Annotated in this window: 17 protein-coding genes; 13 read left to right on the forward strand and 4 right to left on the reverse strand. The window is 37.0% G+C overall.

What is annotated here, in order from left to right:
- Window positions 1-108 precede the first annotated feature (108 nt).
- The 11 genes from uvrC to B5440_RS07895 all read left to right on the forward strand — a co-directional run bounded on the left by uvrC (window position 109) and on the right by B5440_RS07895 (window position 17,938).
- Window positions 109-1,914 carry an excinuclease ABC subunit UvrC gene (uvrC, locus tag B5440_RS07845; protein ID WP_070053012.1) on the forward strand — a complete coding sequence of 602 codons (1,806 nt, stop codon included), beginning with the start codon at window positions 109-111 and terminating at the stop codon, window positions 1,912-1,914.
- A 13-nt stretch (window positions 1,915-1,927) separates the two neighbouring features.
- Window positions 1,928-4,156, forward strand: coding sequence for a patatin-like phospholipase family protein (locus tag B5440_RS07850; RefSeq protein WP_070053011.1), 2,229 nt, complete (start codon window positions 1,928-1,930; stop codon window positions 4,154-4,156).
- A 191-nt stretch (window positions 4,157-4,347) separates the two neighbouring features.
- Window positions 4,348-5,514 (forward strand): homogentisate 1,2-dioxygenase, encoded by a 1,167-nt coding sequence (locus B5440_RS07855; protein WP_070053010.1) that lies wholly within the window; start codon window positions 4,348-4,350, stop codon window positions 5,512-5,514.
- A gap of 38 nt (window positions 5,515-5,552) precedes the next feature.
- Entirely contained in the window at window positions 5,553-6,695 is a 1,143-nt protein-coding gene (hppD, locus tag B5440_RS07860) for a 4-hydroxyphenylpyruvate dioxygenase (RefSeq protein ID WP_070053003.1), read from the forward strand.
- Window positions 6,696-6,995: 300 nt separating this feature from the next.
- Window positions 6,996-7,775 (forward strand): DUF3108 domain-containing protein, encoded by a 780-nt coding sequence (locus tag B5440_RS07865; RefSeq protein WP_070053001.1) that lies wholly within the window; start codon window positions 6,996-6,998, stop codon window positions 7,773-7,775.
- 3 nt (window positions 7,776-7,778) lie between these two features.
- The gene (locus B5440_RS07870) at window positions 7,779-8,747 is read left to right on the forward strand and encodes a tryptophan 2,3-dioxygenase family protein (RefSeq protein ID WP_070053000.1); all 969 of its coding nucleotides are present in this window, start codon (window positions 7,779-7,781) and stop codon (window positions 8,745-8,747) included.
- 3 nt (window positions 8,748-8,750) lie between these two features.
- Window positions 8,751-9,989 carry a peptidoglycan DD-metalloendopeptidase family protein gene (locus tag B5440_RS07875; protein WP_176728198.1) on the forward strand — a complete coding sequence of 413 codons (1,239 nt, stop codon included), beginning with the start codon at window positions 8,751-8,753 and terminating at the stop codon, window positions 9,987-9,989.
- Window positions 9,990-10,118: 129 nt separating this feature from the next.
- On the forward strand, window positions 10,119-11,750 hold the full coding sequence (pgi, locus tag B5440_RS07880; RefSeq protein WP_070052996.1) for a glucose-6-phosphate isomerase: 1,632 nt from the start codon (window positions 10,119-10,121) through the stop codon (window positions 11,748-11,750).
- A gap of 184 nt (window positions 11,751-11,934) precedes the next feature.
- Complete coding sequence (locus B5440_RS07885) at window positions 11,935-14,469, forward strand: TonB-dependent receptor (protein ID WP_070052994.1); 2,535 nt, start codon at window positions 11,935-11,937, stop codon at window positions 14,467-14,469.
- Window positions 14,470-14,479: 10 nt separating this feature from the next.
- Window positions 14,480-16,198: a hypothetical protein gene (locus B5440_RS07890; protein ID WP_070052992.1), complete on the forward strand. Its 1,719-nt coding sequence runs from the start codon at window positions 14,480-14,482 to the stop codon at window positions 16,196-16,198.
- Window positions 16,199-16,300: 102 nt separating this feature from the next.
- Window positions 16,301-17,938, forward strand: coding sequence for an Ig-like domain-containing protein (locus B5440_RS07895; protein WP_070052990.1), 1,638 nt, complete (start codon window positions 16,301-16,303; stop codon window positions 17,936-17,938).
- A gap of 166 nt (window positions 17,939-18,104) precedes the next feature.
- On the opposite strand, the gene B5440_RS07900 is transcribed toward B5440_RS07895, so the two are convergent.
- From B5440_RS07900 to B5440_RS07910, 3 genes are all read right to left on the reverse strand, one after another.
- Window positions 18,105-18,872, reverse strand: a complete 768-nt coding sequence (locus B5440_RS07900) for a TrkA C-terminal domain-containing protein (RefSeq protein WP_070052988.1) — start codon at window positions 18,870-18,872, stop codon at window positions 18,105-18,107.
- A gap of 243 nt (window positions 18,873-19,115) precedes the next feature.
- Entirely contained in the window at window positions 19,116-19,319 is a 204-nt protein-coding gene (locus B5440_RS07905) for a YfbK domain-containing protein (RefSeq protein WP_079711102.1), read from the reverse strand.
- A gap of 109 nt (window positions 19,320-19,428) precedes the next feature.
- Complete coding sequence (locus B5440_RS07910; RefSeq protein ID WP_070052986.1) at window positions 19,429-20,145, reverse strand: energy transducer TonB; 717 nt, start codon at window positions 20,143-20,145, stop codon at window positions 19,429-19,431.
- 231 nt (window positions 20,146-20,376) lie between these two features.
- Between B5440_RS07910 and B5440_RS07915 the strand changes: the two genes are divergently transcribed.
- The gene (locus B5440_RS07915) at window positions 20,377-20,814 is read left to right on the forward strand and encodes a hypothetical protein (RefSeq protein WP_057482501.1); all 438 of its coding nucleotides are present in this window, start codon (window positions 20,377-20,379) and stop codon (window positions 20,812-20,814) included.
- A 15-nt stretch (window positions 20,815-20,829) separates the two neighbouring features.
- Here B5440_RS07915 and B5440_RS07920 read toward each other — a convergent pair whose 3' ends face one another.
- Window positions 20,830-21,912 (reverse strand): endonuclease/exonuclease/phosphatase family protein, encoded by a 1,083-nt coding sequence (locus B5440_RS07920; RefSeq protein WP_070053050.1) that lies wholly within the window; start codon window positions 21,910-21,912, stop codon window positions 20,830-20,832.
- 102 nt (window positions 21,913-22,014) lie between these two features.
- On the opposite strand from B5440_RS07920, the gene B5440_RS07925 reads away from it, so the two are divergent.
- On the forward strand, window positions 22,015-24,816 hold the full coding sequence (locus B5440_RS07925; RefSeq protein ID WP_070052984.1) for a TonB-dependent receptor: 2,802 nt from the start codon (window positions 22,015-22,017) through the stop codon (window positions 24,814-24,816).
- Window positions 24,817-24,819: the final 3 nt, after the last annotated feature.

Raw genomic sequence — 24,819 nt, forward strand, 5'->3', positions numbered from 1 at the left:
AAAATGAGCTTATTAACGGGATTTTCGAGTTTTATTTAATATAAGTTTAACATTCACAAGACTCGGCAATTTTTAAAGCTACGCATAATAAATTCTACCTTTGGGGAGATGGAAACGCCAGCTTTAGAAGTACAACTAAAAACATTGCCCAATAGTCCCGGAGTCTATCAGTATTACGATAAGAACGGAAAGATACTATATGTAGGTAAAGCCAAGAACTTAAAGAAAAGGGTTACTTCCTACTTTACCAAGCGTCATGATAGTCATCGTATTGGGGTGATGGTGAAAAAGATAAAGGAAATAAAGCATATTGTAGTAGCATCGGAAACCGATGCACTACTTTTAGAAAATAATCTTATCAAGAAGCATCAGCCGCGGTTTAACGTGATGCTTAAAGACGATAAAACCTATCCCTGGATTTGTATTAAAAACGAGCGTTTTCCAAGGGTTTTTCCTACTCGGAAATTAATAAAAGACGGCAGCGAATACTATGGCCCTTTTACGAGTTTTAAAACCGTAAATACGCTACTGGAACTTATTAAAGGTCTATATAAACTTAGAACCTGTAATTATGATCTTTCCGAAGAAAAAATTAGGAACGGGAAATATAAAGTTTGCTTGGAATATCATTTAGGAAACTGCAAAGGTCCTTGTGAAGCTAAACAGCCTGAAGCAGAATATAACAGCAATATTGAGGCAATTCGGCAAATTGTAAAAGGGAATTTCAAAGATTCGCTGCAGCAATTCAGGGAACAAATGAAACTACACGCTGAAAATATGGAATTTGAAGATGCACAGCGCATTAAAAATAAAATTGATGTGTTGGAGAATTATCAATCAAAATCTACGGTTGTAAATCCTAAGATCACCAACGTAGATGTTTTTTCCATAGTTTCAGATGAAGGTTATGGCTATGTGAATTTTCTTCAGCTTTCTCACGGCGCTATTATTAGGTCGCATACCATAGAAATGAAGAAAAAGCTGGACGAAACAGATGAGGAGCTGCTGGAATTGGCGATTACCGAAATTCGGCAGCGTTTCAGCTCTAATTCAAAAGAAATATATGTTCCTTTTAAAGTTGATGCGGGGGAAGACGTAAGAGTTACCATCCCAAAACTGGGCGATAAAAAGAAGATCGTAGAATTATCGCAACGCAATGCCAAATATTACCGCCAGGAGCGTTTTAAGCAAATGAAAATTGTAGATCCAGACAGGCACGTGAAACGAATTATGGCGCAAATGAAAGAGGATCTTCGTCTTAATGTTGAGCCTCGCCATATAGAATGTTTTGATAATTCGAATATCCAGGGAACAAACCCGGTTGCCGCCTGTGTAGTTTTCAAAAATGGGAAACCAAGTAAGAAAGATTATCGTAAATTTAATATTAAGACCGTTGAAGGGCCAGATGATTTTGCATCTATGGAAGAGGTGGTTTTTAGACGCTACAAACGTTTGCTGAACGAAGGGGAAGACCTACCTCAGTTAATTATTGTAGATGGAGGGAAAGGTCAGCTTTCTTCTGGAGTAAAAGCTTTAGAAGATCTGGGTTTACGCGGAAAAATAGCCATTATAGGCATTGCAAAACGTTTGGAAGAGATTTTTTATCCGGGTGATACAATTCCTCTTTATTTAGATAAGAAGTCGGAATCTCTAAAGATCATTCAGCAATTACGGAATGAAGCGCATAGGTTCGGGATTACATTTCATCGTAACAAAAGAAGTAAAAGTGCGTTAAATACAGAACTGGAAGAAATTACCGGAATTGGTGAAAAAACCGTGGTAGAATTATTAAAACAATTTAGATCGGTAAAACGTATAAAAGAAGCTTCAGAAAAAGAACTGGCCGAAGTTATTGGGGTTTCTAAGGCAGGTATAATCTACAATCATTATAAAACAAAAAATACCCCGGAATAAAAATTATGAATAGATGAAAAAACTACTGCTTTTAATTTTTCTGCTTGCAGCCTTTCCTGGAATTTCCCAGGAGCAGGAAGACTTAAAAGTTGGTTTGGTTTTAAGTGGGGGTGGCGCAAAAGGCCTTGCGCATATTGGCGCCTTGAAGGTTATTGAAGAGGCGGGAATTAGAATAGATTATATTGGCGGAAGCAGTATGGGTGCTATCATTGGCGGGCTGTATGCTTCAGGTTATACCGCACACCAGTTAGATTCCATTTTTCACGAGACTAATTTTAATATTTTAATTCAGGATAATATTCCGCGTAGCGCAAAATCTTTTTACGAAAAAGAAGATGCCGAAAAATATGCGCTTAGTTTACCTTTTGATGATTTTAAAATAGGCTTGCCTTCGGGGCTTTCCAGGGGCCAGAATATTTACAATTTAATGTCTCAACTCACTATGCATTTGGGGAATGTAGATGATTTTAGTGAATTGCCTATCCCCTTTTTTTGTGTAGCTGCAGATATTGAAACCGGGGAAGAAGTGATCTTAGATGAAGGTTCTTTTGCCCAGGCTGTTTCTGCCAGTGGTGCAATCCCTTCTATTTTTAGCCCCGTGAACCTTGATGGTAGATTACTAACCGATGGCGGGGTGGCAAATAATTATCCCGTAGAGGAACTTAGAAAAAGAGGGGCGGAGGTAATTATTGGGGTAGACGTGCAGGATAGCCTGGTGGATAAAGAAGATTTGCGTAGCGTATTTGACATCCTTACCCAAATAAGCAATTTCCGCACAATTAGTGATATGAAGGAAAAAATCCCTAAAACCGATATTTATATCAATCCTGATATTAGTCCGTTTTCTGTTTTATCTTTTGAAAAAGGAGCTGCGATTATAGATTCGGGAAGGGTGGCCACATTAAAACGGAAGGACGAGCTTAAGAAGTTAGCTGAAAGGCAAACTGGCAGCCGAGAAAAGGTGAAGATTTCTACCATAGATACGCTTCAAATTAGCACACTAACGCTGGAAGGCAACAATACCTACCCGCGTTCTTATATTATGGGTAAATTAAGACTGAATTATTTTACCGATTTTACGCTGCAAGATTTAAGTGAGGGAATTAACAATCTCTCTGCGTCGGGGAATTTCAACAGGGTTAATTATCGATTAATTCCTAATAATAATGACGGGCTTTATACACTCGCCATGAAAATGGAAGAGAGTGAAAATAAAAGTTTTTTGCGGTTAGGCTTGCACTATGATGAACTTTATAAAATTGGCGCCTTAATTAATTATACCCGCAAGAGTCTGCTTTTTTCAAACGATGTGGCTTCCCTGGATATAGTGGTTGGGGATCAATTTAGGTATAATTTTGACTATTATATAGATAAAGGTTTCTACTGGAGTATTGGGCTTAAATCGCGCTATAATAAATTCGAACACCCGGTTTCTTTTGATTTTGCTCGTGAAAATGCCGAGTTAGAAGATATTGGTATCAATAAAATAGATGTAGATTACCGCGATTTTACCAACCAGGTTTATGCCGAAACCTTATTTAAGCAGGTTTTCTCTTTTGGACTGGGAGCTGAACATAAATACTTAAGAATTGCTTCAGAAACCTTAGGCGATCCCAACGGCGGAATTGATGAGAACACCCTTTTTGAAAACAGCCATTTCTATAGTACTTTTGGTTATTTAAAATACGATTCTTACGATAATAAATACTTCCCTTCCCGTGGAGTTTATTTTGATGGCGATTTTCACGTTTACCTGTTTTCTTCAGATTACAATAATGATTTTGCTGAATTCTCTATAGCTAAAGGAACTTTGGGTTATGCTTTTTCTCCATTTAATAGGTTTTCAACCCGAATTGTGACTGAAGCCGGATTTAGAATAGGAAGCGCCGGCGTTAATACGCTCGATTTTTTCCTTGGAGGATATGGGAATAACCTCATTAATAACTTTGTGCCGTTTTACGGATACGATTTTATAAGTCTCTCCGGAGATAGTTATATTAAAGGTCTTCTGGAGTTTGATTATGAGATTTTCAGAAAAAACCACGTGATTTTAGGGGCAAATATTGCTAATGTTGGGAATAATTTATACTCATCTGGAGAATGGTTTAGCTTGCCAGACTTTACAGGTTATGCCCTTGGCTATGGTATAGATACTTTTATGGGGCCATTGGAGTTAAAATACACCTATTCGCCCGAAGTTAAAGCAAGCCAATGGTTCTTTAGCCTGGGCTTTTGGTTTTAGTAAATCAGTGATTTTGATTCCCTCAGTTTTTACTGAAGGGTTTAGAGATTCCTTTCCGGTTTTTAGAGATGTTTTAAGAATGTTTCCTTAAAAATTCCCGATATTTGTTTTAAGGTAAAATAACACCGAAAAAAATAACAAATTCTCAATATTCTTTTAGAAATTGTGGGTTGAATTAAAAATATCAGATTATGCCTTTTTATCATAAACTCGGTAAAATTCCTCATAAACGTCATACGGTTTTTAAAAAGCCAGATGGCAGCCTTTATTACGAACAACTTTTTGGTACTATTGGTTTTGACGGGATGTCTTCTAATCTTTATCACGAACATCGCCCTACACAGGTAAAAGAAGTGAAAGGAAGTTATAGTGTAAAGCCAAAAATCGCAGCCGAAAACAATATAAAATCTTATCGTTTTAAAGGATTCCAGATAAAGCCGAATCCAGATTATCTTGAAAGCCGAAAAGTGGTTTTAACCAATAGTGATGTAGATATCACCCTGGCTTCTCCTCAAGGTTCTACTGATGATTATTTTTATAAGAATTCAGATTCAGATGAATTGCTATTTATTCATAAAGGAACCGGAAAATTAAGAACCCACCTGGGAAATTTAGATTTTAAATATGGTGATTATTTATTAATTCCGCGGGGAACTATTTATAAAATAGATTTTGACGACGAAGATAATCGCTTGTTTATAGTAGAATCCAGAAGACCAATTTATACGCCAAAACGCTATAGAAACTGGTTTGGCCAATTGTTAGAGCATTCGCCGTTTTGCGAACGTGACCTAAGACAGCCTTATGAATTGGAAACCAATGATGAAAAAGGTGATTTTCTTATTAAAATAAAAAAGCAGGGCGAAATATTCGATATGGTCTATGCAACACATCCTTTTGATGTGGTGGGTTACGATGGGTATAATTATCCCTATGCTTTTTCAATTCATGATTTTGAACCTATAACCGGTAGAATTCATCAACCACCACCGGTGCACCAAACTTTTGAGACCGATGCTTTTGTGGTGTGCAGTTTTTGTCCGCGTAAATACGATTATCATCCAGAAAGTATTCCGGCGCCATACAGCCACAGTAATATAGATAGTGATGAGGTGTTGTATTATGTTGATGGCGATTTTATGAGCAGGAACGATATTGAAGCCGGCCATATTTCTTTGCACCCGGCAGGAATTCCTCACGGGCCGCACCCTGGAGCCGTAGAACGCAGTATTGGCCAGGTAGAAACCGAAGAATTAGCGGTTATGGTAGATACATTTAAACCGTTAATGCTTACAGAAGACGCGATGGAAATTGCCGATGAAACCTACCATAAATCCTGGTTGGATGAAAATCATTAAAACTTATAATTAAAAAATTAGCAATAAAAAATATTAAAATGAGTACTGATAATACATCACTAAAATTAGAAAAGGTAATGCAGGATGCTGAAGATTTTCTTCCAATCCTGGGTACCGATTTTGTTGAACTTTATGTAGGTAACGCCAAGCAGGCTGCTTATTATTACCAACACGCCTGGGGTTTTCAGCCTGTTGCATATGCAGGCTTGGAAACCGGAAGAAAGGATAGTGTTTCTTACGTTTTGCAACAAGGCAAGATTAGAATTGTACTTACTTCACCGCTTCAGCCGGAAGGTGATATTAATGCTCACATTAATAAGCATGGAGATGGTGTGAAAATGGTAGCGCTTTGGGTAGATGATGCCAGAAAGAGTTACGAAGAAACCACAAAGCGTGGTGCTAAATCTTATGTGGCGCCTTACGAAATGGAAGACGAACACGGGAAAGCAGTGATTTCGGGAATTCATACTTACGGAGAAACCATTCACCTTTTTATTGAAAGAAAAGATTACGAAGGGCCATTTCTTCCTGGTTATAAAACTTATGCCACTAAAGTACAGGCAGAGGACACAGGTTTAAATTACATAGATCACATGGTTGGGAATGTAGGTTGGAATGAGATGAACAAATGGGTAGAATTCTATGGCAAAGTTATGGGCTTCGCACAAATGGTTTCTTTTGATGATAAAGATATCTCTACAGATTACACTGCTTTAATGAGTAAGGTAATGAGTAACGGGAATGGTAGAATTAAATTCCCTATCAATGAACCTGCAAAAGGAAAGAAAAAATCTCAGATAGAAGAATATATAGACTTTTATAATGGAGCCGGGGTGCAGCATATTGCACTGGCAACAGATAATATAATTGAAACGGTAACCCAGCTTAGAGATCGTGGCGTAGAATTTTTATACGTGCCAGATACCTATTATGATACTTTATTAGATAGGGTAGGAGAAATAGATGAAGATCTTGAGCCTTTAAAAGAGCTTGGGGTTTTGGTAGATCGTGATGATGAAGGTTATTTATTACAGATATTTACAAAGCCGGTTTTAGACCGTCCAACAATGTTCTTTGAGATTATTCAGCGAAAAGGAGCTCAATCTTTTGGAAAAGGTAACTTTAAAGCTCTTTTTGAAGCAATAGAAAGAGAACAAGACTTACGAGGGACTTTACAATAATCACAAAACAACTGAATTAACTTAAGTTTATGGTTAAAAAATTGTGTTACTGAAAATTATTGTGTTAAACTTAATTTTCTCGTTGCTATAACTCTATTAAATGTAGACTTTTGCGCTCGCATTTTTGGAGTGGTTACCAATAATGTAATTAATTTTTTTCATAATTTAAGTTTTAGTTGGTTAATAAGACAAAAACCCCTTCATTAATTTGACGGGGTTTTTTGTTTTAATACATTTGGAATAAAAATTGTAAATATCCTTATCCCAATCAATCTGAAAATCAGCATTTAAAAATTTGGTATGAAAAAAAGTTTATTTACAATATTTCTCTTCCTCCTAACCGGCTTCGCGCTTCAGGCGCAATCTAAAAAAGCATTTAGCGCCGGTGAATGGTTTAAATTCCGCATACATTACGGCCCTTTTAATGCTAGTTACGCAACTTTAGAAGTTGATGAAACCAGTATACAGGGTGAGTCTGTTTACCATATTAAAGGTAGGGGGAAATCTACCGGTCTATTACATTGGTTTTTTAAAGTAGATGATAATTATCAAACCTATATTGATAAAGAAAATGGGAAACCCTATAAATTTATTCGAAAAATTGATGAAGGTGGCTATACTAAAGATCTTGAAATAGACTTTGATCACAGCGAGAATAAGGCATACGTTTTTGATAGAAAACACGACGAAAATCATACCTATACTACCAAGCCGAATGTTCACGATATGTTATCGGCATTTTATTATATTCGCAACAATATTAAAAACGACGAACTTCGCCCTGGAGATGAAATGCGTCTCAATCTCTTTATAGACGATGAGAATATGGATTTCAAACTGAGGTTTCTTGGCAGGGAAGTGATAAAAACCAAATTTGGTAAAGTTGCTACCTTAAAATTTAGGCCTTATGTAATGGCTGGTAGGGTTTTTAAAGAAAAAGAAAGTCTTACCTTTTGGGTGAGTGATGATGCCAATAGAATTCCTTTAAAAATTGAAGCAAATCTTGCGGTTGGCTCTCTTGATGCCGATTTAGATTCTTACAAAGGTTTGAAGCATCCGTTTAAAATAATTATGAATTAGTACATGGAAATAAAGCCGGAAATTGCAGAGCGTATTTTTGCATTAGAGGAAAAGTTTAAAAACTCGGGCCAGGATCTGGCCTCCTATTTAGACGGACTTTTATATGATAGGTATCTTACGTATTGGGATTATTTGAATATTGATACGTTGCTAAGTTTGCAAAAAACCCTGACGCATTTCCCAGATGAAAAGATCTTTATTTCCTATCATCAAATTAGTGAACTTTATTTTAAGCTCATTATTCATGAACAGAAGCAAATAATTGAAAAAGAAGCGCCTGACGCTGATTTTTTGATCGAAAAATATAATCGCTTAAATCGCTACTTTAGAATTCTTACCGATTCTTTTGATGTGATGATTAAAGGAATGGAAAGAGATCAGTTCCTAAAATTCAGGATGTCTTTGTTACCTGCCAGCGGATTTCAATCGGCGCAGTTTAGAATGATAGAAATTTATGCTACGCCTTTAGAAAATTTGGTTTCCTGTAAAATAAGAGACCAGTTTTCGGAAAAGAATAGCCTGGAAGATTTGTACGAAAATATTTACTGGAAGAAAGGTGGAATAGATCTTGAAACCGGGGAGAAAACCTTAACGCTTAGGCAGTTTGAAAAGCGTTACACCGCACGTTTCCTGAGGATAGCTTCAGAATATAAAGGAAAAACCCTTTTTCATAAATATAAAGAACTGCCAGATTCGGTTAAAAATAATAAGTTTTTGAAAGAAGCATTGCGTAATTTTGACGCCAATGTAAATGTAAACTGGCCCCTAATGCATATGGGTGCTGCTTACAGGTATTTAAATAAGGATAAAGAAACAATCGCGGCTACAGGTGGAACAAACTGGAAAGAATTTTTGCCGCCTTCATTCCAAAGAAATAGCTTTTTTCCTTATTTATGGAGTGAAAAAGAATTAGAAAATTGGGGCAAAGAATGGGTAAACCATATGTTTAATACAGAAAAAGAAAATTGCTAAAAATTGAAAAAATTAAGTTTCCTACTGGTATTGATGTTGGCTTTTACAGCCTGTGAAGATGATGCAAAAGAAACCGCGCTAAATACTGAAAAGGTAGAAAAAAAGGCGCCTAAACCTGTCAATAAAGAATTCGGATTTATCCTGGATGATTACGAAGTGGTTGATGGCGTTATAGAATCTGGAGATAGTTTTGGTTATCTGCTAGATCAGCACGGAGTAGATCGAGGAAAAATCTACGAAATTTCAGAAACAGTAAAAGATACATTCAACCCGGCAAGAATTACGGCCGGTAGAAAGTATATGATCCTAAAAGCAAAGGATTCAGCGAATACTCCGCAGTATTTTATTTATCAGAACGACAGGATAAACTATACCGTGGTTGGAATTGGGGATAGTATTAGTGCTTCCCGAAAAAAGAAACCGGTAACTGTGAGGAAGAGAGAAGTTTCTGGCGTGGTTAGTTCTTCGCTTTCAGAAGCTGTATCAGAACAGGGTTTAAGTAATCTGTTAGTGTATGAACTTTCTGATATTTACCAATGGAGTATAGACTTTTTTAAACTTCAGAAAGGAGATCAGTTTAAAATGATCTATTCTGAAAAATATATAGATGATACTATTTTTGCAGGAATTGAGAATGTAGAAGCTGCAGTTTTTAAACACGGAGACCGGCCTTTTTACGCTTTTGAATATGAAGTAGATTCAATAACCGGGCAACCTAGTTTTTACGATGAAGAAGCCAAAGCTTTGCAGAGCTTCTTTTTAAAAGCTCCACTAAACTATAGCAGGATTTCTTCAAGATATACAAAAAGAAGATTTCATCCGGTTCAAAAACGATGGAAAGCTCACCTGGGAACAGATTACGCTGCGTCTAGAGGAACACCAATTGTAAGCACAGCTGACGGTACTGTTATCGCTTCCAGTTATACTTCCGGAAACGGGAATTATGTTAAAGTGAGGCATAACGATAAATATACCACGCAGTATTTACATATGAGCAAGCGAAACGTTCGTAACGGTCAGCGCGTAAAACAAGGCGATGTTATTGGTTATGTGGGAAGTACCGGTCTTGCTACAGGGCCGCATGTGTGCTATCGCTTCTGGGTTCACGGTAAACAGGTAGATCCTTATCGCCAGAACTTACCAACAGCAAAGCATATAGAGCCTCAACATAAGGAGAAATATTTTGCAGCGATAGAAGGTTTAAAAACTGCGCTAGACGAAATTCCTTATAAGGAAATCTAAAAACAACAACTAAGTCCCAAACATATTAGGTGTAATGATCAAATTTCGGTCTATGTATCGATACGATTTGATTTGCGCTTAATCTTGGAAAAATATAAAGTATAGGCAACGCCAAAAAGAAAAATTAGCATGAAAAATATTAATCCAACCCAAACAGCAGCCTGGAAAAAATTAGAAAAACATTTCAGCGATGTACAACAATTGCAACTAAAAGAGCAATTTGAGAAAGATCCAGATAGAGCTTCTAAATTTTCTATTGCCTGGGAGGATTTTTACCTGGATTACAGTAAAAACCGAATTACTGCTGATACCCGCGATTTGCTGCTGGAATTGGCAGAAGAATGTGATCTTAGATCTGCTATAAATTCCTATTTTAAAGGCGATGCGATCAACGCTACTGAAAATCGCGCAGTTTTACATACAGCTCTTAGAGCGCCTGCTGATACTGAAATAAAGCTTGATGGAGAAAATGTAGTACCTGAAGTACAGGAAGTAAAAGAAAAAATCAGGAAATTTTCTGATAGGATTATAAGTGGAGAAAAGAAGGGTTACACCGGGAAAGCTTTTACCGATGTTATAAATATTGGCATTGGAGGTTCAGATCTTGGACCTGTAATGGTAACCGAGTCACTTACCTATTATCATAATCATTTAAAGGTTCATTATGTTTCTAATGTAGATGGTGACCACGTTCACGAAACCTTAAAAAAACTAAATCCTGAAACTACTTTATTTCTTGTAGTTTCAAAAACCTTTACCACCCAGGAAACTTTATCTAATGCAACAACAATTAGAAACTGGTTTAGAAAAACAGCTCCCCAGGAAGCCGTAGCCGAACATTTTGCTGCTGTTTCCAGTAATTTAAAGAATGTGGAGGAGTTTGGGATCGCTATAGATAATGTATTCCCAATGTGGGATTGGGTTGGTGGCCGTTTTTCTTTATGGAGCGCTGTAGGACTTTCAATAAGCCTGGCGGTGGGATATAATAATTTTGAAGCTTTATTGAAGGGCGCTCAAAAAATGGACGAACATTTTAAGACTTCAGATCTTCAGGAGAATATTCCGGTTCAGCTTGCTTTGTTAAGTATTTGGTATAACAATTTTTATAAAGCTGAAAGTGAAGCGGTGATTCCTTATACGCAATATCTTCAAAAGCTTCCGTCCTATTTGCAACAGGCAATTATGGAGAGTAACGGGAAAAGTGTAGATAGAAACGGAAAAAAAGTAGATTACCAAACCGGAACCCTAATTTGGGGAGAGCCGGGAACCAATTCTCAACATGCTTTTTTCCAGTTAATTCACCAGGGAACTAAATTAATTCCTGCCGATTTTATTGGTTTTAAAGAGTCTCTGCATCAGGATAAAGATCATCATAACAAGCTGATGGCTAATTTCTTCGCGCAAACCGAGGCTTTGCTTCAGGGAAAATCTAAAGTTGAGGTTAGAAAAGAACTCGAAACTAAAGGTTTGTCTGAAAATGCGATAGAAAAATTATTGCCTTTTAAAGAATTTGACGGGAATAAGCCTACAAATACTTTGCTTATTAACAAACTTACGCCAGAAAGCTTAGGGAAACTTATTGCTATGTATGAGCATAAAATTTTTGTTCAGGGTGTGATTTGGAATATTTACAGCTACGATCAGTGGGGTGTAGAATTAGGTAAGCAGCTTGCTAGTAATATTCTTGCTGAAATCGAAAATAAATCAGTGAATAATCACGATTCTTCTACCAAAAGTCTGCTTAAATTCTTTTTAAAATAAAGATTTTGTTAACAATCTTTTGAAATGAATAGTTCACAGTAAATCAATTAGTTAAAAATTTGTTTTAGTTTTGCTGCGGAAAAGGTGTTAAAGTTAAATTTCTTAACATTCCGGTAAACTGCGGAACGTAGGATTTGGTTTCTTTTGCATCGAAATTTAAACTCAAAACAAACAAATTTTAGACATGAGGAAATTATTATTCCTGGCCTTGTTTTTAACATCGGCTACAATTTTTGCTCAAGGAACTATTACCGGAACGGTGATCGATTCCGAAATGGATGGTCCCCTGCCGGGTGCTAACGTTAAGGTAACAGGTACCAGTAATGGTACTATGACCGATTTTGATGGTAACTTTAGTCTTGATGTAGATGCATCACAAGGTTCTATTGCAATTAGTTTTATAGGTTACGACACCAAGAAAGTTGAATTTTCAGTCTCTGGAGGAACAACAGATCTAGGAAGAATTACTTTAAGTCCAGATGCAGGTGCGTTGGAGGAAGTAATTGTAACTAGTTTTTCTCTTGCGATAGATCGTAAGACACCGGTTGCGGTTTCTACAATTAGCGCAGCTGAAATCGAAACCAAACTAGGAAACCAGGAATTTCCTGAAGTTCTTAAATCAACTCCTGGAGTTTATGCAAACAAAGCCGGTGGTGGTTTTGGAGATGCAGAACTGCGTATGAGAGGTTTCGAAGGGCAAAATATTGCTGTTATGATTAATGGTGTACCGGTAAACGATATGGAAAATGGTCGGGTATACTGGAGTAACTGGGCTGGTCTTTCTGATGTAACCAGAACCATGCAAACTCAACGAGGTCTTGGTGCCGCGAAAGTTGCTGTTCCTTCTATTGCAGGTACGGTAAATATTGTAACTAAATCTACCGACGCAGAACAAGGAGGAAATATATTTGCTGCTACAGGTAACGATGGTTATACAAAATTTGGAACAACTGTTTCTACCGGGATGGATGAAAACGGACTCGCTGCAACAGTTTCTGCTTCAAGAACAGCAGGTAATGGTTATGTAGATGGAACTGAGTTTGTAGGTTATAACTACTTTCTAAATGTTGCTAAAGAATTCAACGAAGATCATACACTTTCTTTTACTGCTTTTGGTGCTCCACAAAGACACGGTCAACGTCAAAATAGATATCTTATGGAAACATACCGTGAAAGTGAAAGCGGTATTCGTTTCAACGGTGACTGGGGTTATATGAATGGACAGGTTACTCATATTGAAGATAACTTTTATCATAAGCCTCAATTATCTTTAAACCATTACTGGAATATTAGCGATAAGACATTGCTTTCTACTGCTTTATATGCTTCTGTTGCTACCGGTGGTGGTGGTGGCTGGGCCGGAGAAAACAAATTCGGTCTTGATTCAGAATATAGAGATGGTGCTTTACAGCCAGTAAATCTTGATCTTATTGTAGATGAGAATGTTGCTCGTGGAGCTGAAGGTTCTGAAACAATCTTAAGAGCATCAAGAAACGACCATAGCTGGTATGGAGCTCTTTCTACCTTATCTACTGATCTTACCGATGATATTGAATTACTTGCCGGTATCGATTTAAGATATTATGAAGGAAGACATTTCCAGGAGGTAACAGATCTTTTAGGAGGTCAATATTGGTATGATGATTCAGATGTAAACAACCCTGTAAATCTTGCTAAGGTTGGAGATAAGATTAGTTATAACAACGATGGTATTGTTCTTTGGGAGGGTGGATTCCTTCAGGCAGAATATTCAAAAGGAGATTTTGATGCTTTTATTTCTGTTGCTGCATCAAATACTTCTTACAAAAGAATTGACTATTTTAACTATACTGATGATGATCCCTTACAGGAAACCGATTTTATTAACTTCTTCGGTTACCAGGTAAAAGGTGGTGCAAACTATAACTTTACAAGAAGTAGTGGTGTGTTTGCTAACATTGGTTACTTTGAAAGAGCACCATTCTTTAGATCTGTATTCCTTAACTTCCAGAACGATATAAACGAGGATGCGGTAAACGAAAAGATTTTTAGTGCAGAACTAGGATACACTTTCAGAACAGATAAGTGGAGAGCTAATATAAATGCTTACCGTACTAACTGGAGTGATAGATCTTTAACTTATAGCTACAACAATCCTGACGGATCTTTAGGGGTAGCGAATATTCTTGGAATAAACGCGCTTCACCAGGGTATTGAAGTAGATTTTGAATACCGTCCATTTGATGAGCTTAGCATTACCGGATTCGCTTCTCTTGGAGATTGGACCTGGCAAGACGATGTTACCGGAGTTCAAATATTTGATGAGGAACAAAATCTAATTGACGAAATTAACCTTTATATAGAAGACACTAAGGTTGGAGGTTCTCCACAAACAACTGCTGGTTTAGGTGTGGATTACGAGTTTCTTGAAGATATGAGGTTTAGAGCAAACTATAACTTTTACGGAGATTTCTACTCAGATTTTGATCCTGTGAGCAGAACAAATCCTGATACTCCTGAGGTTTGGGAATTACCAGACTTTGGAACTGTAGATGCTGGTATTACTTACGATTTCCCGGTAGCAGGTTTTGATGCAGTCTTAAATGCTAACGTATATAACCTTACAAACACACAATATATTGCTAACGCCCAGAATGGTCTTGGAAATAATGCCCGTACAGCTCTTGTATGGTACGGTTTCGGAAGAACATATTCTGTAGGAGCAAAACTTAATTTCTAAAAAAATAAAAATGAAAAAGTCTTTTAACCTTTTATTGATGTTATTGGGGCTGGTTGTAGTTAGTTGCAACCCAATGGATGACATTCACGATGAAATTGATGCCGAGTTAGACAATCAGTTGGCAGTAGCAGAAGCTGATTACGTACTAACAGAGGATGACTACGACGATCTAGGACAGAGTTTTCCGAATTTTGGTTCAGTAGAAGATGCCAGAACGCTTGTTCCTACTCTTTTATCTGATATTTACCCAACTTATGGAGCCGGTTCTATTATCAATGTTGAATTTGATATTTATGATCCACTAAGAATTAACGATTATACTTTATCAGCTTCAGATTATGAACTAATCGGTCTTGATACAGATTACTTCTCAGGAAACGGTGAAATTACCGATTTCCTTGAAGCTAAATATCCTCAAATGGAGGAAGGTGATTACGTAAGCTTGACTTATGACATCCTTGCTGAAGAAAAAGCTTATACCTTAAATGACGATGATTACGATTTCGTAGGTGAGGAGTTTGAAGGTGATTATCCTGGTCCTGCTGGAAATGCTGCTCAATTTGGAAGCTTCGATGTTAGGGAAACTAGTGATAACTACTGGAGCGAAGATATGATAGTAGATGCATTAGGTGCTGTTATTTCTGAAAACTATGGGGATGTTTCCGGGCAAAAATACAACGTAACTTACGATGTATACACCGGTGACCCTGAAACTAGAAGCATGACTATTCAGTTTGATGGTAATACCTATATTTCTGTTGGAGGAACTGCTTACGAAATTTCAGATGCAGATTTCGATGCAATTGGAGATGAGTTCGCAACCGATTATCCTGGCCCTGCAGAAAACGCAGCTCGTTTTGGAAGCTTTGATGTTAGGGAAAGCAGCGATAACTACTGGAGTGAAGCTATGATCCTTGAGGCCATTAACTTTACACTTATGGAGGCTTACCCAAATGCTGCAGAAGGAGACCAGTTTATTGTATCCTACGCTATTTATAGTGGGTTTGTTTCTACTCAGGTTACCAATGTAATCTTAAGTGGAGGAGAATATGTTATTGACGAAAGTGCATCGGTTTCTACTATTGAAGAGACTACGGTATATGCATTTACTAACGAAGAATGGGATCAGCCATATTCACTTCCGGAAGATTCTTATACAGAAGAATTTGGTCAGCGTTTTAGCAACTTTGGCGATGAGGAAGAAGCGCTTACTAAAATTGCTATTTTCCTTGGAAGAGAATTTCCTTATGCTACAGAAGGGGAGCTTAAAGCAGTAGCTTACCAATTTTATAACGGTGACGAAACTGTTACAGAGTATGCAAACTTTGTTTTGGAAAATGGTAACTGGAATGCAATCCAGTCGGTAGTTTCAGAGACACTACAATTTGGATACGAAGATGGAATGTGGGTTCCTGATAATACCATTAATTATAGACTTACCAGCGATGACTATTCTATTATTGCAGATGAGTTATCGGGTAACAATGAATTGACCACTCAAGTAGCAAGTATGGAGCAGTACTCCAACTTCGACCGCCGACCAGGTGCAAGTGCATACTGGGATGATGAAGCTATTTTGCTAGCGATGAAATCTCTTTTGAACGAGATAGCTGCAAATGCAGAAGAAGGACAAAAGTACACCCTTACTTTCGATATTTATAATGGTTCTAATACTACAGAAAGCCTAAGCCTTATTAAAGAAGGTGGTGAGTGGGTAGTTAATGAATAAGATTTTAATCTTATTTTATAAAATCAAAACCTCCTGTCAGTTAGATAGGAGGTTTTTTATTTTGATTAAAAATGTGTGATATTTGTAAACCAAAACATAGCTATGAAAAAAATATATTACCTGTTCTTGTTCGTATTAATTGCAGCCTGTTCTTCTGAAGATGATGGTGTAACTGAACCTAAAGAGCCAGGGGAAGAAAAAAATCCGGTTGCCGTTGCCGATGAGATTACGGCAAGCGAAAATCAAGAGCTAACCTTTAATAGGGCTCTGCTTTTAGATAATGATGATTTAATTGAAAATGCAATCCTGGTAGATATAGATTCTGAAACCGAACAAGGTGGCTCTATAGAGGATAATAGAAATAGTACATTTACATATAATCCGCCTGCAAATTTTACTGGTAATGACACCTTTTCCTACACTATTTGCATTCCTGGAGATTTAGATCGTTGTGCTAGTGCACAGGTAACTGTTGTGGTTGGAGATGCCGGTTCCCCTGTTGCGGTAGACGATACTTATACGATGGAAGAAGGAAGTTCTTACACCATTCAAAATCATTTAGATAATGATGAGGTGGTGGATAACGCAATGGTTACTGAGGTGATAAGTGAAACAGGAAACGCTACTGTAACCCTTGAAAATGACGGTAAAATAACTTACACTCCTAATGATTCTTTCTCTGGAGAAGATTCTTTCACCTATACTTTATGTGATGATGATGAAACACCAAATTGTTCTACTGCTACTATCACCATGCAGGTAGAAGATACCGGTTCTCCTTTTGCTGAAGATGATCTCGTGATCGTTGAGTCTGGGAATGATGAAAAAACCATCACCAGGCATCTGGACAATGATGATTTAACTGACGATGCAACGATTATTGATGTCGATGATTCTTCGAGTAATGCTACAATTACTCTTAATGATGATGGTAGTATTTCATACATACCTCAGGCAGGTTATGTTGGAGAAGACTCTTTTACTTATACCATTTGTGATGATGATGCCGAACCTACTTGTGCTACCGCTACCGTTTCTGTAAACGTAGTAGAACCCATTGCATTCAACATCCCCGGTGATCTTAAATCTTATTACCAGAATGCCACCTTTACTGCCGATCCTGATCTTTTGTATGCTGAGCTTTCAGCTTTTACCAATGAAAAGCATACCAATAGACTGGAGTACCCGGATAGACACGATTATTTATATGATGCTGACGCTGCTCTTAATGACGAAAGTATGGTGGTGCTGGTATATTCAGGAGAATTGAGACCAGACGATGAGTATCAATTAGGAGACCTTGATGGAGACGAAAGTTTCAATACAGAGCATATTTACCCACAATCCAGGCTTAATACAGAGGAATCTGTAAGTGACTTACACCTTTTGAGAGTAGCCGATGTTAATGTAAATGAAATGCGATTAAATTTTCCTTTTACCGATGGAAGCGGAGAATACAAACTGGTGGATGATAACAAATGGTTCCCGGGTGATGAATGGAAAGGCGATGTTGCCAGGATGGTGATGTATGTTAACCTTAGTTATGGCGATGATTTTGATGAAGTAGGAAATTTAGACTTATTTCTTAAATGGAATCGGGAAGACCCAGTTTCGGCATTTGAACTACAACGTAACAATGTTATAGAAAGCGCTCAGGGTAACCGTAATCCATTTATAGATAACCCATATCTGGCCACGCTGTTATACGGTGGGCAGGACGCTGAAAATACGTGGGAATAGTAACAGTTTTTATAAAAATAAGAAACCACCCCAATTCGGGGTGGTTTTTTGTGTTTTAAACTATTGTAAGCAAAAATCTACTAACTATACCTATAGCGAGAAAATCTAATGGATAAAGCTTTAAGGGAACGTATCGAAAAATTTAATTTGAAAATAATAGGTTAATTCATTTTTCACCATCTGTGGAGGTTTGATCTTTTTTTCTCTCGGCTTCTTTTTCAACAAATTTTTTATGTTGTACTTCTCCGCCAAAATCCCTGGTTCTCTTGTAAATACTTTCAAAAACCTCTGCTTTGCCATAAAGCGTGATAATATCGTGGGGCAATATTTTTGAATTTCCCGAAGGAGAACCCAAATAGTCTTCACCTTTTCTATCTATTCCCAGTACAGTTATGCCTTCTTTTCGAAGGTCTAATTCTATTAAAGTCTTATTGGCTAGCCAACTGTCTTTCTCTACTCGCATTTCGCTTACATGGTAGTTGTCGTGTAAATGCAATACAGCGGCATAATCCTGTACATTTATATCGGTATATTTTTTTAGCATTTTACTAATCAATTTAGACAGTCCGCGGTCTACCCAATCACTTCTAATGGCCCACCACAATATGCCAAGTCCTACCACAACTATTAGCAATCCATAAAGCTTAGCTGCATTACTATCTGGTAGCACAAAAGTTAGAATTAAAGAAGACATTGCGGTTACTATACCGGCATTACCTATAAGCATAAGGCTGTATATAATTTTTCTTCGAACCGGATGGTTCATTATTTTTTCAGATTCTGCAGAAGTATAACCAGAGCCGGTATATGCAGATCTAGCCTGGAACCTTGCGCTTTGGGTAGATAGTCCCGTGTGAGCCAAAGCAATGGCCGCAATTCGTGTAATCAAGGCTGAAAGTGTGATGATAAAAAATAACGTAACAGCGGCAATCATAAATATTGATTTATATAACTATGTATCAATATAAGATAAACTAATTTTTGAAATTTTTTGGAGTATTTAGAAATTTAAATTTTCAAGTTGTTTGTTGCTATTTTTAAGTCTGACTCTTGCTTTCTGCCCTATTGGAGTGTTTTATTATGAATTTAGAGAATCTGAAAAGTTCATAAATATAATTACGTTCCATAGCAAATGAAACGTAATTAATCGTTTTGAATCAATGCAAAAGCCTTAGAGTTACTGAAGCGTACTTTTTACAAGTCTTATAAATTCTGCACTGTAACCTTCCTTGTCTTCGGCATGGCCTTTTTCGGCGAGGTCCAAAATCAATTCAGTACTTTGATTTTCCACAAATTCTGAATCGGTTAATTTCATTCCATAAAGCGCAACGGCGGAGGCAAACTTAAAATCGGTACTGGCTTCTTCAAAATCTTTTTCTATATAGTTTACCGTTCCGGTTCGAAATCGAGATAGAAAGAAATAGGCTTAAAATGAATAGTAAATTATACTTCATAAATTAAATTTTATAGGTGTTGTATTAAGTTTATCTCTAATTCTGAACCTGGAAAATTATGGGTAAGGCATAATTTACATTAACGGGCTTTCCGCGTTGTTTTCCCGGTTGCATTTTAGGCAAGGATTCAATAATTGTTTTGGCTTCTTCTTCAAGCTTAGGATGTGGTGCTCGTGCCTGTATATTTACGATATCTCCTTCAGTATTTATTTGAAAAAGTATGTTGATGCGATTTACTCCCGAAAGTCCTAATTCACTTCCAAGTTCTTTATTAAAATTCTTATTTACGTAAGCGGTGATCTTTTCACTCATACAGGTTTTTCTCGCTGAATTATCATTTAAACCTTCACATCCCGGAAATACCGGCACATCTTCAATTAATGTAAAAGGCACGGTTTCTGGTTCTTCTTCTGGTTTGTGCTCAACTATTTCCTCGGGTTCTACAATATCTTCCAGGCTTATTTCGGTAGATTCAATTTCGTCTTCTTCAAGCTCGGGATCGTCTTCAATTACATCTATTGCATCAGGAATTACCGGTGGTTTAGGCGGTGGAGTGTTTGCCAGTTCGGTAATGGGGATTTCTTCATCTTCAAGAGCATCTAAATAAACCTGCTCGCCGGCAAATTCTTCCTTATCATAAGTTTTCCATTCTATTAAAAGCAAACTGGCTAGTAAGGCCATGATAAGTCCGAAGGATAAAAACAAATTTGATTTTTTTCGAAGGTCAGCTTTAGGATTTTTCTTAGGTTTCATAAGATTAGTATTAAATTAATAGTTAGTGATAAACAGGGAAAATTTAATGTAATGGCTGGTATTTTGAATAACTATCAATTAAAATGCCAAAAACCTGAAATAAATTTGTATAATTGATTCAAAGCTTATTTCTGTTCTAAAATAGAAGAGGTAAATGTCTTCTATAAACTAAGAAGTACAATTGAGTGGCTTTTTTATAGAAAATCCTATCTTTACTAAAAATTTACTTCTATGTATCCAACAGTACAATTCATACATTCTTATTGGGCTTATTTAGTACTTATTGTTTTGTTCGTGGCCGTTATAAATTCAATTATAGGTTATGCTTCAAATAAGGAATATGGTGCAACTAATTTTAGGATCGCGCTTTTTACACTTATCACTACACATATTCAGCTTCTAATAGGAATTGTTTTATATTTTGTATCTCCTTATTTCTCTGTTTTACTTGAAAAAGGAATGGGTGCAGTGATGCCAGATCCAACCCTTAGACTTTATATCATGGAGCATCCTTTAATGATGATTATCGCCGTAGTATTAATAACCATTGGTTATTCTAAGCATAAAAGTAAACTTACTTCAAAGCCAAAATTTAAAACCCTGGCTATATTTTATACTTTAGGATTATTGGTGATGTTATCGCGTATTCCCTGGAGTGCCTGGTTTTAGATTGGAATAAACTTTTCATTCACTTCCTTTTGGAGAGCCGGGGCCGGCTTGCTTTATAAGATAAATGTATACAGGGAAATGATCACTGTATCCTCCCTGATAACCGCTATAACCATAGCTTCGGAAGGGATAACCTTTGTATTGTCCACTTTCCGTGATAAGGTATTTCTTATTGAAAATCCCTGCTTTATAAAACTGAAAACCGGAATAGTCTTTCCCGGTTAAAGCTCCCGAAATCAAAATTTGATCAAATAAATTCCAACCATCGCGGTAGGCAAGTGTCCCCATACCTTTTTTTAACATACGCTCCATAGGATTGTATAATTGATGTGGAGTTAAATCTGTTGGGTTCTCTTTTGTTTTCAGTATTTCTTTGAAGCTTTTATTTGTAGGATCATCATTAAAGTCACCCATACTTATCACCTTTGCTAAAGGTTCTTTTTTGAAAATTGAATCGAGAATAACTTTATTTAGTGCCGCCGCTTTTTCCCGTTTGTAACTACTGGCCGTTTCCCCACCACTTCTGGAAGGCCAGTGATTCACAATAAAATGTAGTTTTTCGTTATCAATTTTTCCACTTACCACTAGCTGATCTCTGGTGTAAACACGCTTGTCGGGTTCTTTGCTATTATAGATTAGTAATTCGTGAGAAACCGAATTTTCTAATCTAAAAATATCTTTTCGGTATAATAATGCAACATCGATTCCGCGGCGGTCTGGCGAGTCATAATGTACAATACCATAGTTATAGGCTTTGAGTTTTGGCTCATTTATTAGATCTTCTAAAACCTGCCTGTTTTCAATTTCACAAATCCCTACAATAGCAGGAACTTGCTTTGATATTTCTGAACCAATCTCTGGAATAACTCCAGCCAGCTTTTGCAATTTATCACGGTATTTTTCCTGGGTCCAAACATCATCTCCGTCTGGGGTACGGTCATCATCAAAAGTGAAGGGATTATTTTCAGTATCAAATAGATTTTCGACATTATAGAAAGCAATACTTATAATTTTATACTCCTTTTGCTGTGAGAAACTACTTTCAGTACTCAAAAAGAATAACAGGCAAAAAACAAAAAGGGGAAAAATACGGGTAATCATTGTCTTACATTAAAGCTAAATTATTGGTATAAAGTGTTGATATTTTGATTATTAACGCTTAAATATCTAAACTTATATTGAATATGACACTACCTGGTAATGAAATTTTTAATTTTTGTTCTCTTTTTTGGGTTGGGATTTTCTGGCTCCCTGGCGCAGGAAATTTCCCTGAAAGGGAAATTGGTAGATGCTCAAACTTATAAAGAATTACCCGGCGCTAAACTTCAGATAGAGAAAAGCTTTTTTGAAACAATTTCGAATGAAAATGGGGAGTTTTTATTTTCCTCGGAAGATCTTCCGCTAGGTGAACAAATTTTAAGCATAGGTCTTCCAGATTACAAATTGCTTAGAATTCCGGTAATTATTGAAAAGAGAACTAATAAAGATCTTGGGCTTATTTTAATGCAACCTGTTCTTGCCGATTATGCTAATCAAATAACCACTATAAGTCTATCTGATGCTGAGCTAGATGAAGATGAAGCTCATATAGATAATCTTTCTGGTCTTCTACAGGCTTCTCGTGATGTATTTCTAAATGCCGCTGCTTTCGATTTTAGTCAGACTTTTTTTAGACCACGCGGTCTCGATAGCGAACATGGTAAAGTTTTAATAAATGGTATAGAAATGAACAAGATTTATACCGGCCGGCCACAATGGAGTGCCTGGGGCGGACTCAACGATGTGCAACGCAACCAGGTTTTTTCAATGGGGCTTAGTCCTTCTGAAGTAAGTTTTGGAGGTCTTGCGGGAACCACGAATATAATTATGCGGGCTTCAAAATACGCCAAAGCAGGGAAAGCTTCCATAGCAGCGGCTAATAGAAGCTACAACGGCAGATTGATGGCTAGTTACGGCTCTGGAGAATTAAAGAACGGCTGGGCTTATGCAATTTCGGCTTCCCGTAGGTTTGCCAACGAAGCTTATGTAGATGGAACCTTGTACGATGCAAATGCATTTTTCCTTTCGGTTGAAAAGTCATTCCATGAGAAACATAGTCTCAATTTTACAGGTTTTTATACGCCTAACCTTCGTGGAAAATCTTCTCCCAATACCGAAGAAGTTTTCGAACTAAAAGGAAGAAAATATAATGCATACTGGGGTTACCAGGATACTGAAATTAGGAATTCCCGAATTAGGGAGATAAAAGAACCTGTATTAATGTTGAATCATTTCTGGGAATTTTCAGAAAACGTGAGCATCAATAATAATTTTGCTTTTCAGTTTGGAAAAATGGGAAATTCAAGGATAGATTTTGGAGGAACCCGAAGGGCTGAAATTAATGACCAGTCGGGTTACGTAGGCGGAGGCACCAATCCAGATCCTACCTATTATCAAAAACTACCCAGCTATTATTTGCGCTTCGCAGATAATCCTAATTATGAAGCAGCATACCTTGCGCAGCAAGAATTCAAAGAAGAAGGTCAGTTAGATTGGCAGCAGTTATATAACGCTAACAGCTCGGCAGGTTACACAGTTTATGCGTTGGCAGAAGACAGAAGCGATGATCTTAAGCTTGATTTGAATTCTATCGTTTCAGCTAAAATGAATGATAATATTGATCTAAATGGAAAACTGGCTTTTTCGTATTTGAACTCTCATAATTTTGCTTCTATAAAAGATATGCTGGGAGGCGATACTTTTCTTGACGTTGATTTTTTTGCTGAAGGCGACCGGGAAACCTCTCTTGAAAATAGGGCCCAAAGCGATCTTCAAAATCCGAATAGAAGAGTTTCTGAAAATGAGCCTTACAAATATAATTTTCGGTTCTATGCGAGTTCCGCTAAGGCTTTTGGGCAATTAAATTTTGATTACGATCGGCTTGATTTCTATTCTGGTATTATCGCTTCCCAAACTTTTTATCAAAGAGAAGGATTGTTCCAAAACGGGAATTACCCAGATAATTCACTCGGTAAAAGTGAGCAATTAAGTTTTACCGATTTTGGAGGGAAAATTGGAGCAAATTATAAACTTACCGCCAAACATTTATTGGGTTTTAATGCAGCCTGGTTTACTAAACCACCAAACCTTCGGAATTCCTTTTCAAATTCACGCCAAAATAATGATGTTGTGAAGGGTATAGAAAGCGAGCAAATCCAGAATATAGATTTAAGTTACAGGTATAGGTCTTCAAATATTAAAGCTTATTACACTCAAATTAAAGACGCAACTGAAATCTCTTTTTATTATGCCGATGGTCTTTCAGGCTTAGGTAGAAACAGTACTACGGCATTTGTTCAGGAAGTTTTAAGCGGAATTGATAAACAGCATCTTGGCTTGGAAATAGGAATTGAAGCGCAACTAACTTCAGCTATAAAATTGAAGGCGGCGGGAGCAATGGGACAATTTATCTACAATAATAATCCAGAACTCTATTTAACTTCAGACGATTTTAATGAGATAGTAGATTATGGAACTTCCTATTTGAAAAATTACCGCATTGCCGGAGGTCCGCAAAGAGCGGCTCAAATTGGTTTTGAATATCGTGATGCTGATTATTGGTTTTTTGGCACTACTGCTAACTTCTTTTCTCAGGCTTTTTTAGATATAAGCCCCTTAACCAGAACTGCGAATTTCCTGAATGATAGCGACGGTCTACCCATTTTAAATTACGATGAAAATGTCGCCGAGAAACTTCTAAAACAAGAGCAGTTTAGTGATTATATATTGGTAAATGCCATAGGTGGAAAATCCTGGCTAGTGAAGGGAAAGTTTATCGGCTTTTTTATAAGTCTGAATAATATTTTTGATAAAGTATACAAAACCGGTGGTTTTGAGCAATCCCGAAATGCGAATTACCGAACCCTAAAACAAGACCAGGAGAGGGAAACCCCCATTTTTGCTCCTAAATACTGGTATGGCACCGGTGCTTCTTATTTTGCCATGGTTTATGTGCGATTTTAAAAC

Source organism: Salegentibacter salarius (genome assembly GCF_900168265.1).
Taxonomy (GTDB): Bacteria; Bacteroidota; Bacteroidia; order Flavobacteriales; family Flavobacteriaceae; genus Salegentibacter; species Salegentibacter salarius.

Bases quoted from the DNA above. Each gene is read 5' to 3' on its own strand.
- B5440_RS07915 (WP_057482501.1), top strand. From the start codon at position 20,377: ATGTATCCAACAGTACAATTCATACATTCTTATTGGGCTTATTTAGTA.
- B5440_RS07850 (WP_070053011.1), top strand. From the start codon at position 1,928: ATGAAAAAACTACTGCTTTTAATTTTTCTGCTTGCAGCCTTTCCTGGA.
- B5440_RS07885 (WP_070052994.1), top strand. From the start codon at position 11,935: ATGAGGAAATTATTATTCCTGGCCTTGTTTTTAACATCGGCTACAATT.
- B5440_RS07895 (WP_070052990.1), top strand. From the start codon at position 16,301: ATGAAAAAAATATATTACCTGTTCTTGTTCGTATTAATTGCAGCCTGT.
- hppD (WP_070053003.1), top strand. From the start codon at position 5,553: ATGAGTACTGATAATACATCACTAAAATTAGAAAAGGTAATGCAGGAT.
- B5440_RS07910 (WP_070052986.1), bottom strand. From the start codon at position 20,145: ATGAAACCTAAGAAAAATCCTAAAGCTGACCTTCGAAAAAAATCAAAT.
- B5440_RS07925 (WP_070052984.1), top strand. From the start codon at position 22,015: ATGAAATTTTTAATTTTTGTTCTCTTTTTTGGGTTGGGATTTTCTGGC.
- B5440_RS07865 (WP_070053001.1), top strand. From the start codon at position 6,996: ATGAAAAAAAGTTTATTTACAATATTTCTCTTCCTCCTAACCGGCTTC.
- B5440_RS07890 (WP_070052992.1), top strand. From the start codon at position 14,480: ATGAAAAAGTCTTTTAACCTTTTATTGATGTTATTGGGGCTGGTTGTA.
- pgi (WP_070052996.1), top strand. From the start codon at position 10,119: ATGAAAAATATTAATCCAACCCAAACAGCAGCCTGGAAAAAATTAGAA.
- B5440_RS07870 (WP_070053000.1), top strand. From the start codon at position 7,779: ATGGAAATAAAGCCGGAAATTGCAGAGCGTATTTTTGCATTAGAGGAA.
- uvrC (WP_070053012.1), top strand. From the start codon at position 109: ATGGAAACGCCAGCTTTAGAAGTACAACTAAAAACATTGCCCAATAGT.
- B5440_RS07900 (WP_070052988.1), bottom strand. From the start codon at position 18,872: ATGATTGCCGCTGTTACGTTATTTTTTATCATCACACTTTCAGCCTTG.
- B5440_RS07855 (WP_070053010.1), top strand. From the start codon at position 4,348: ATGCCTTTTTATCATAAACTCGGTAAAATTCCTCATAAACGTCATACG.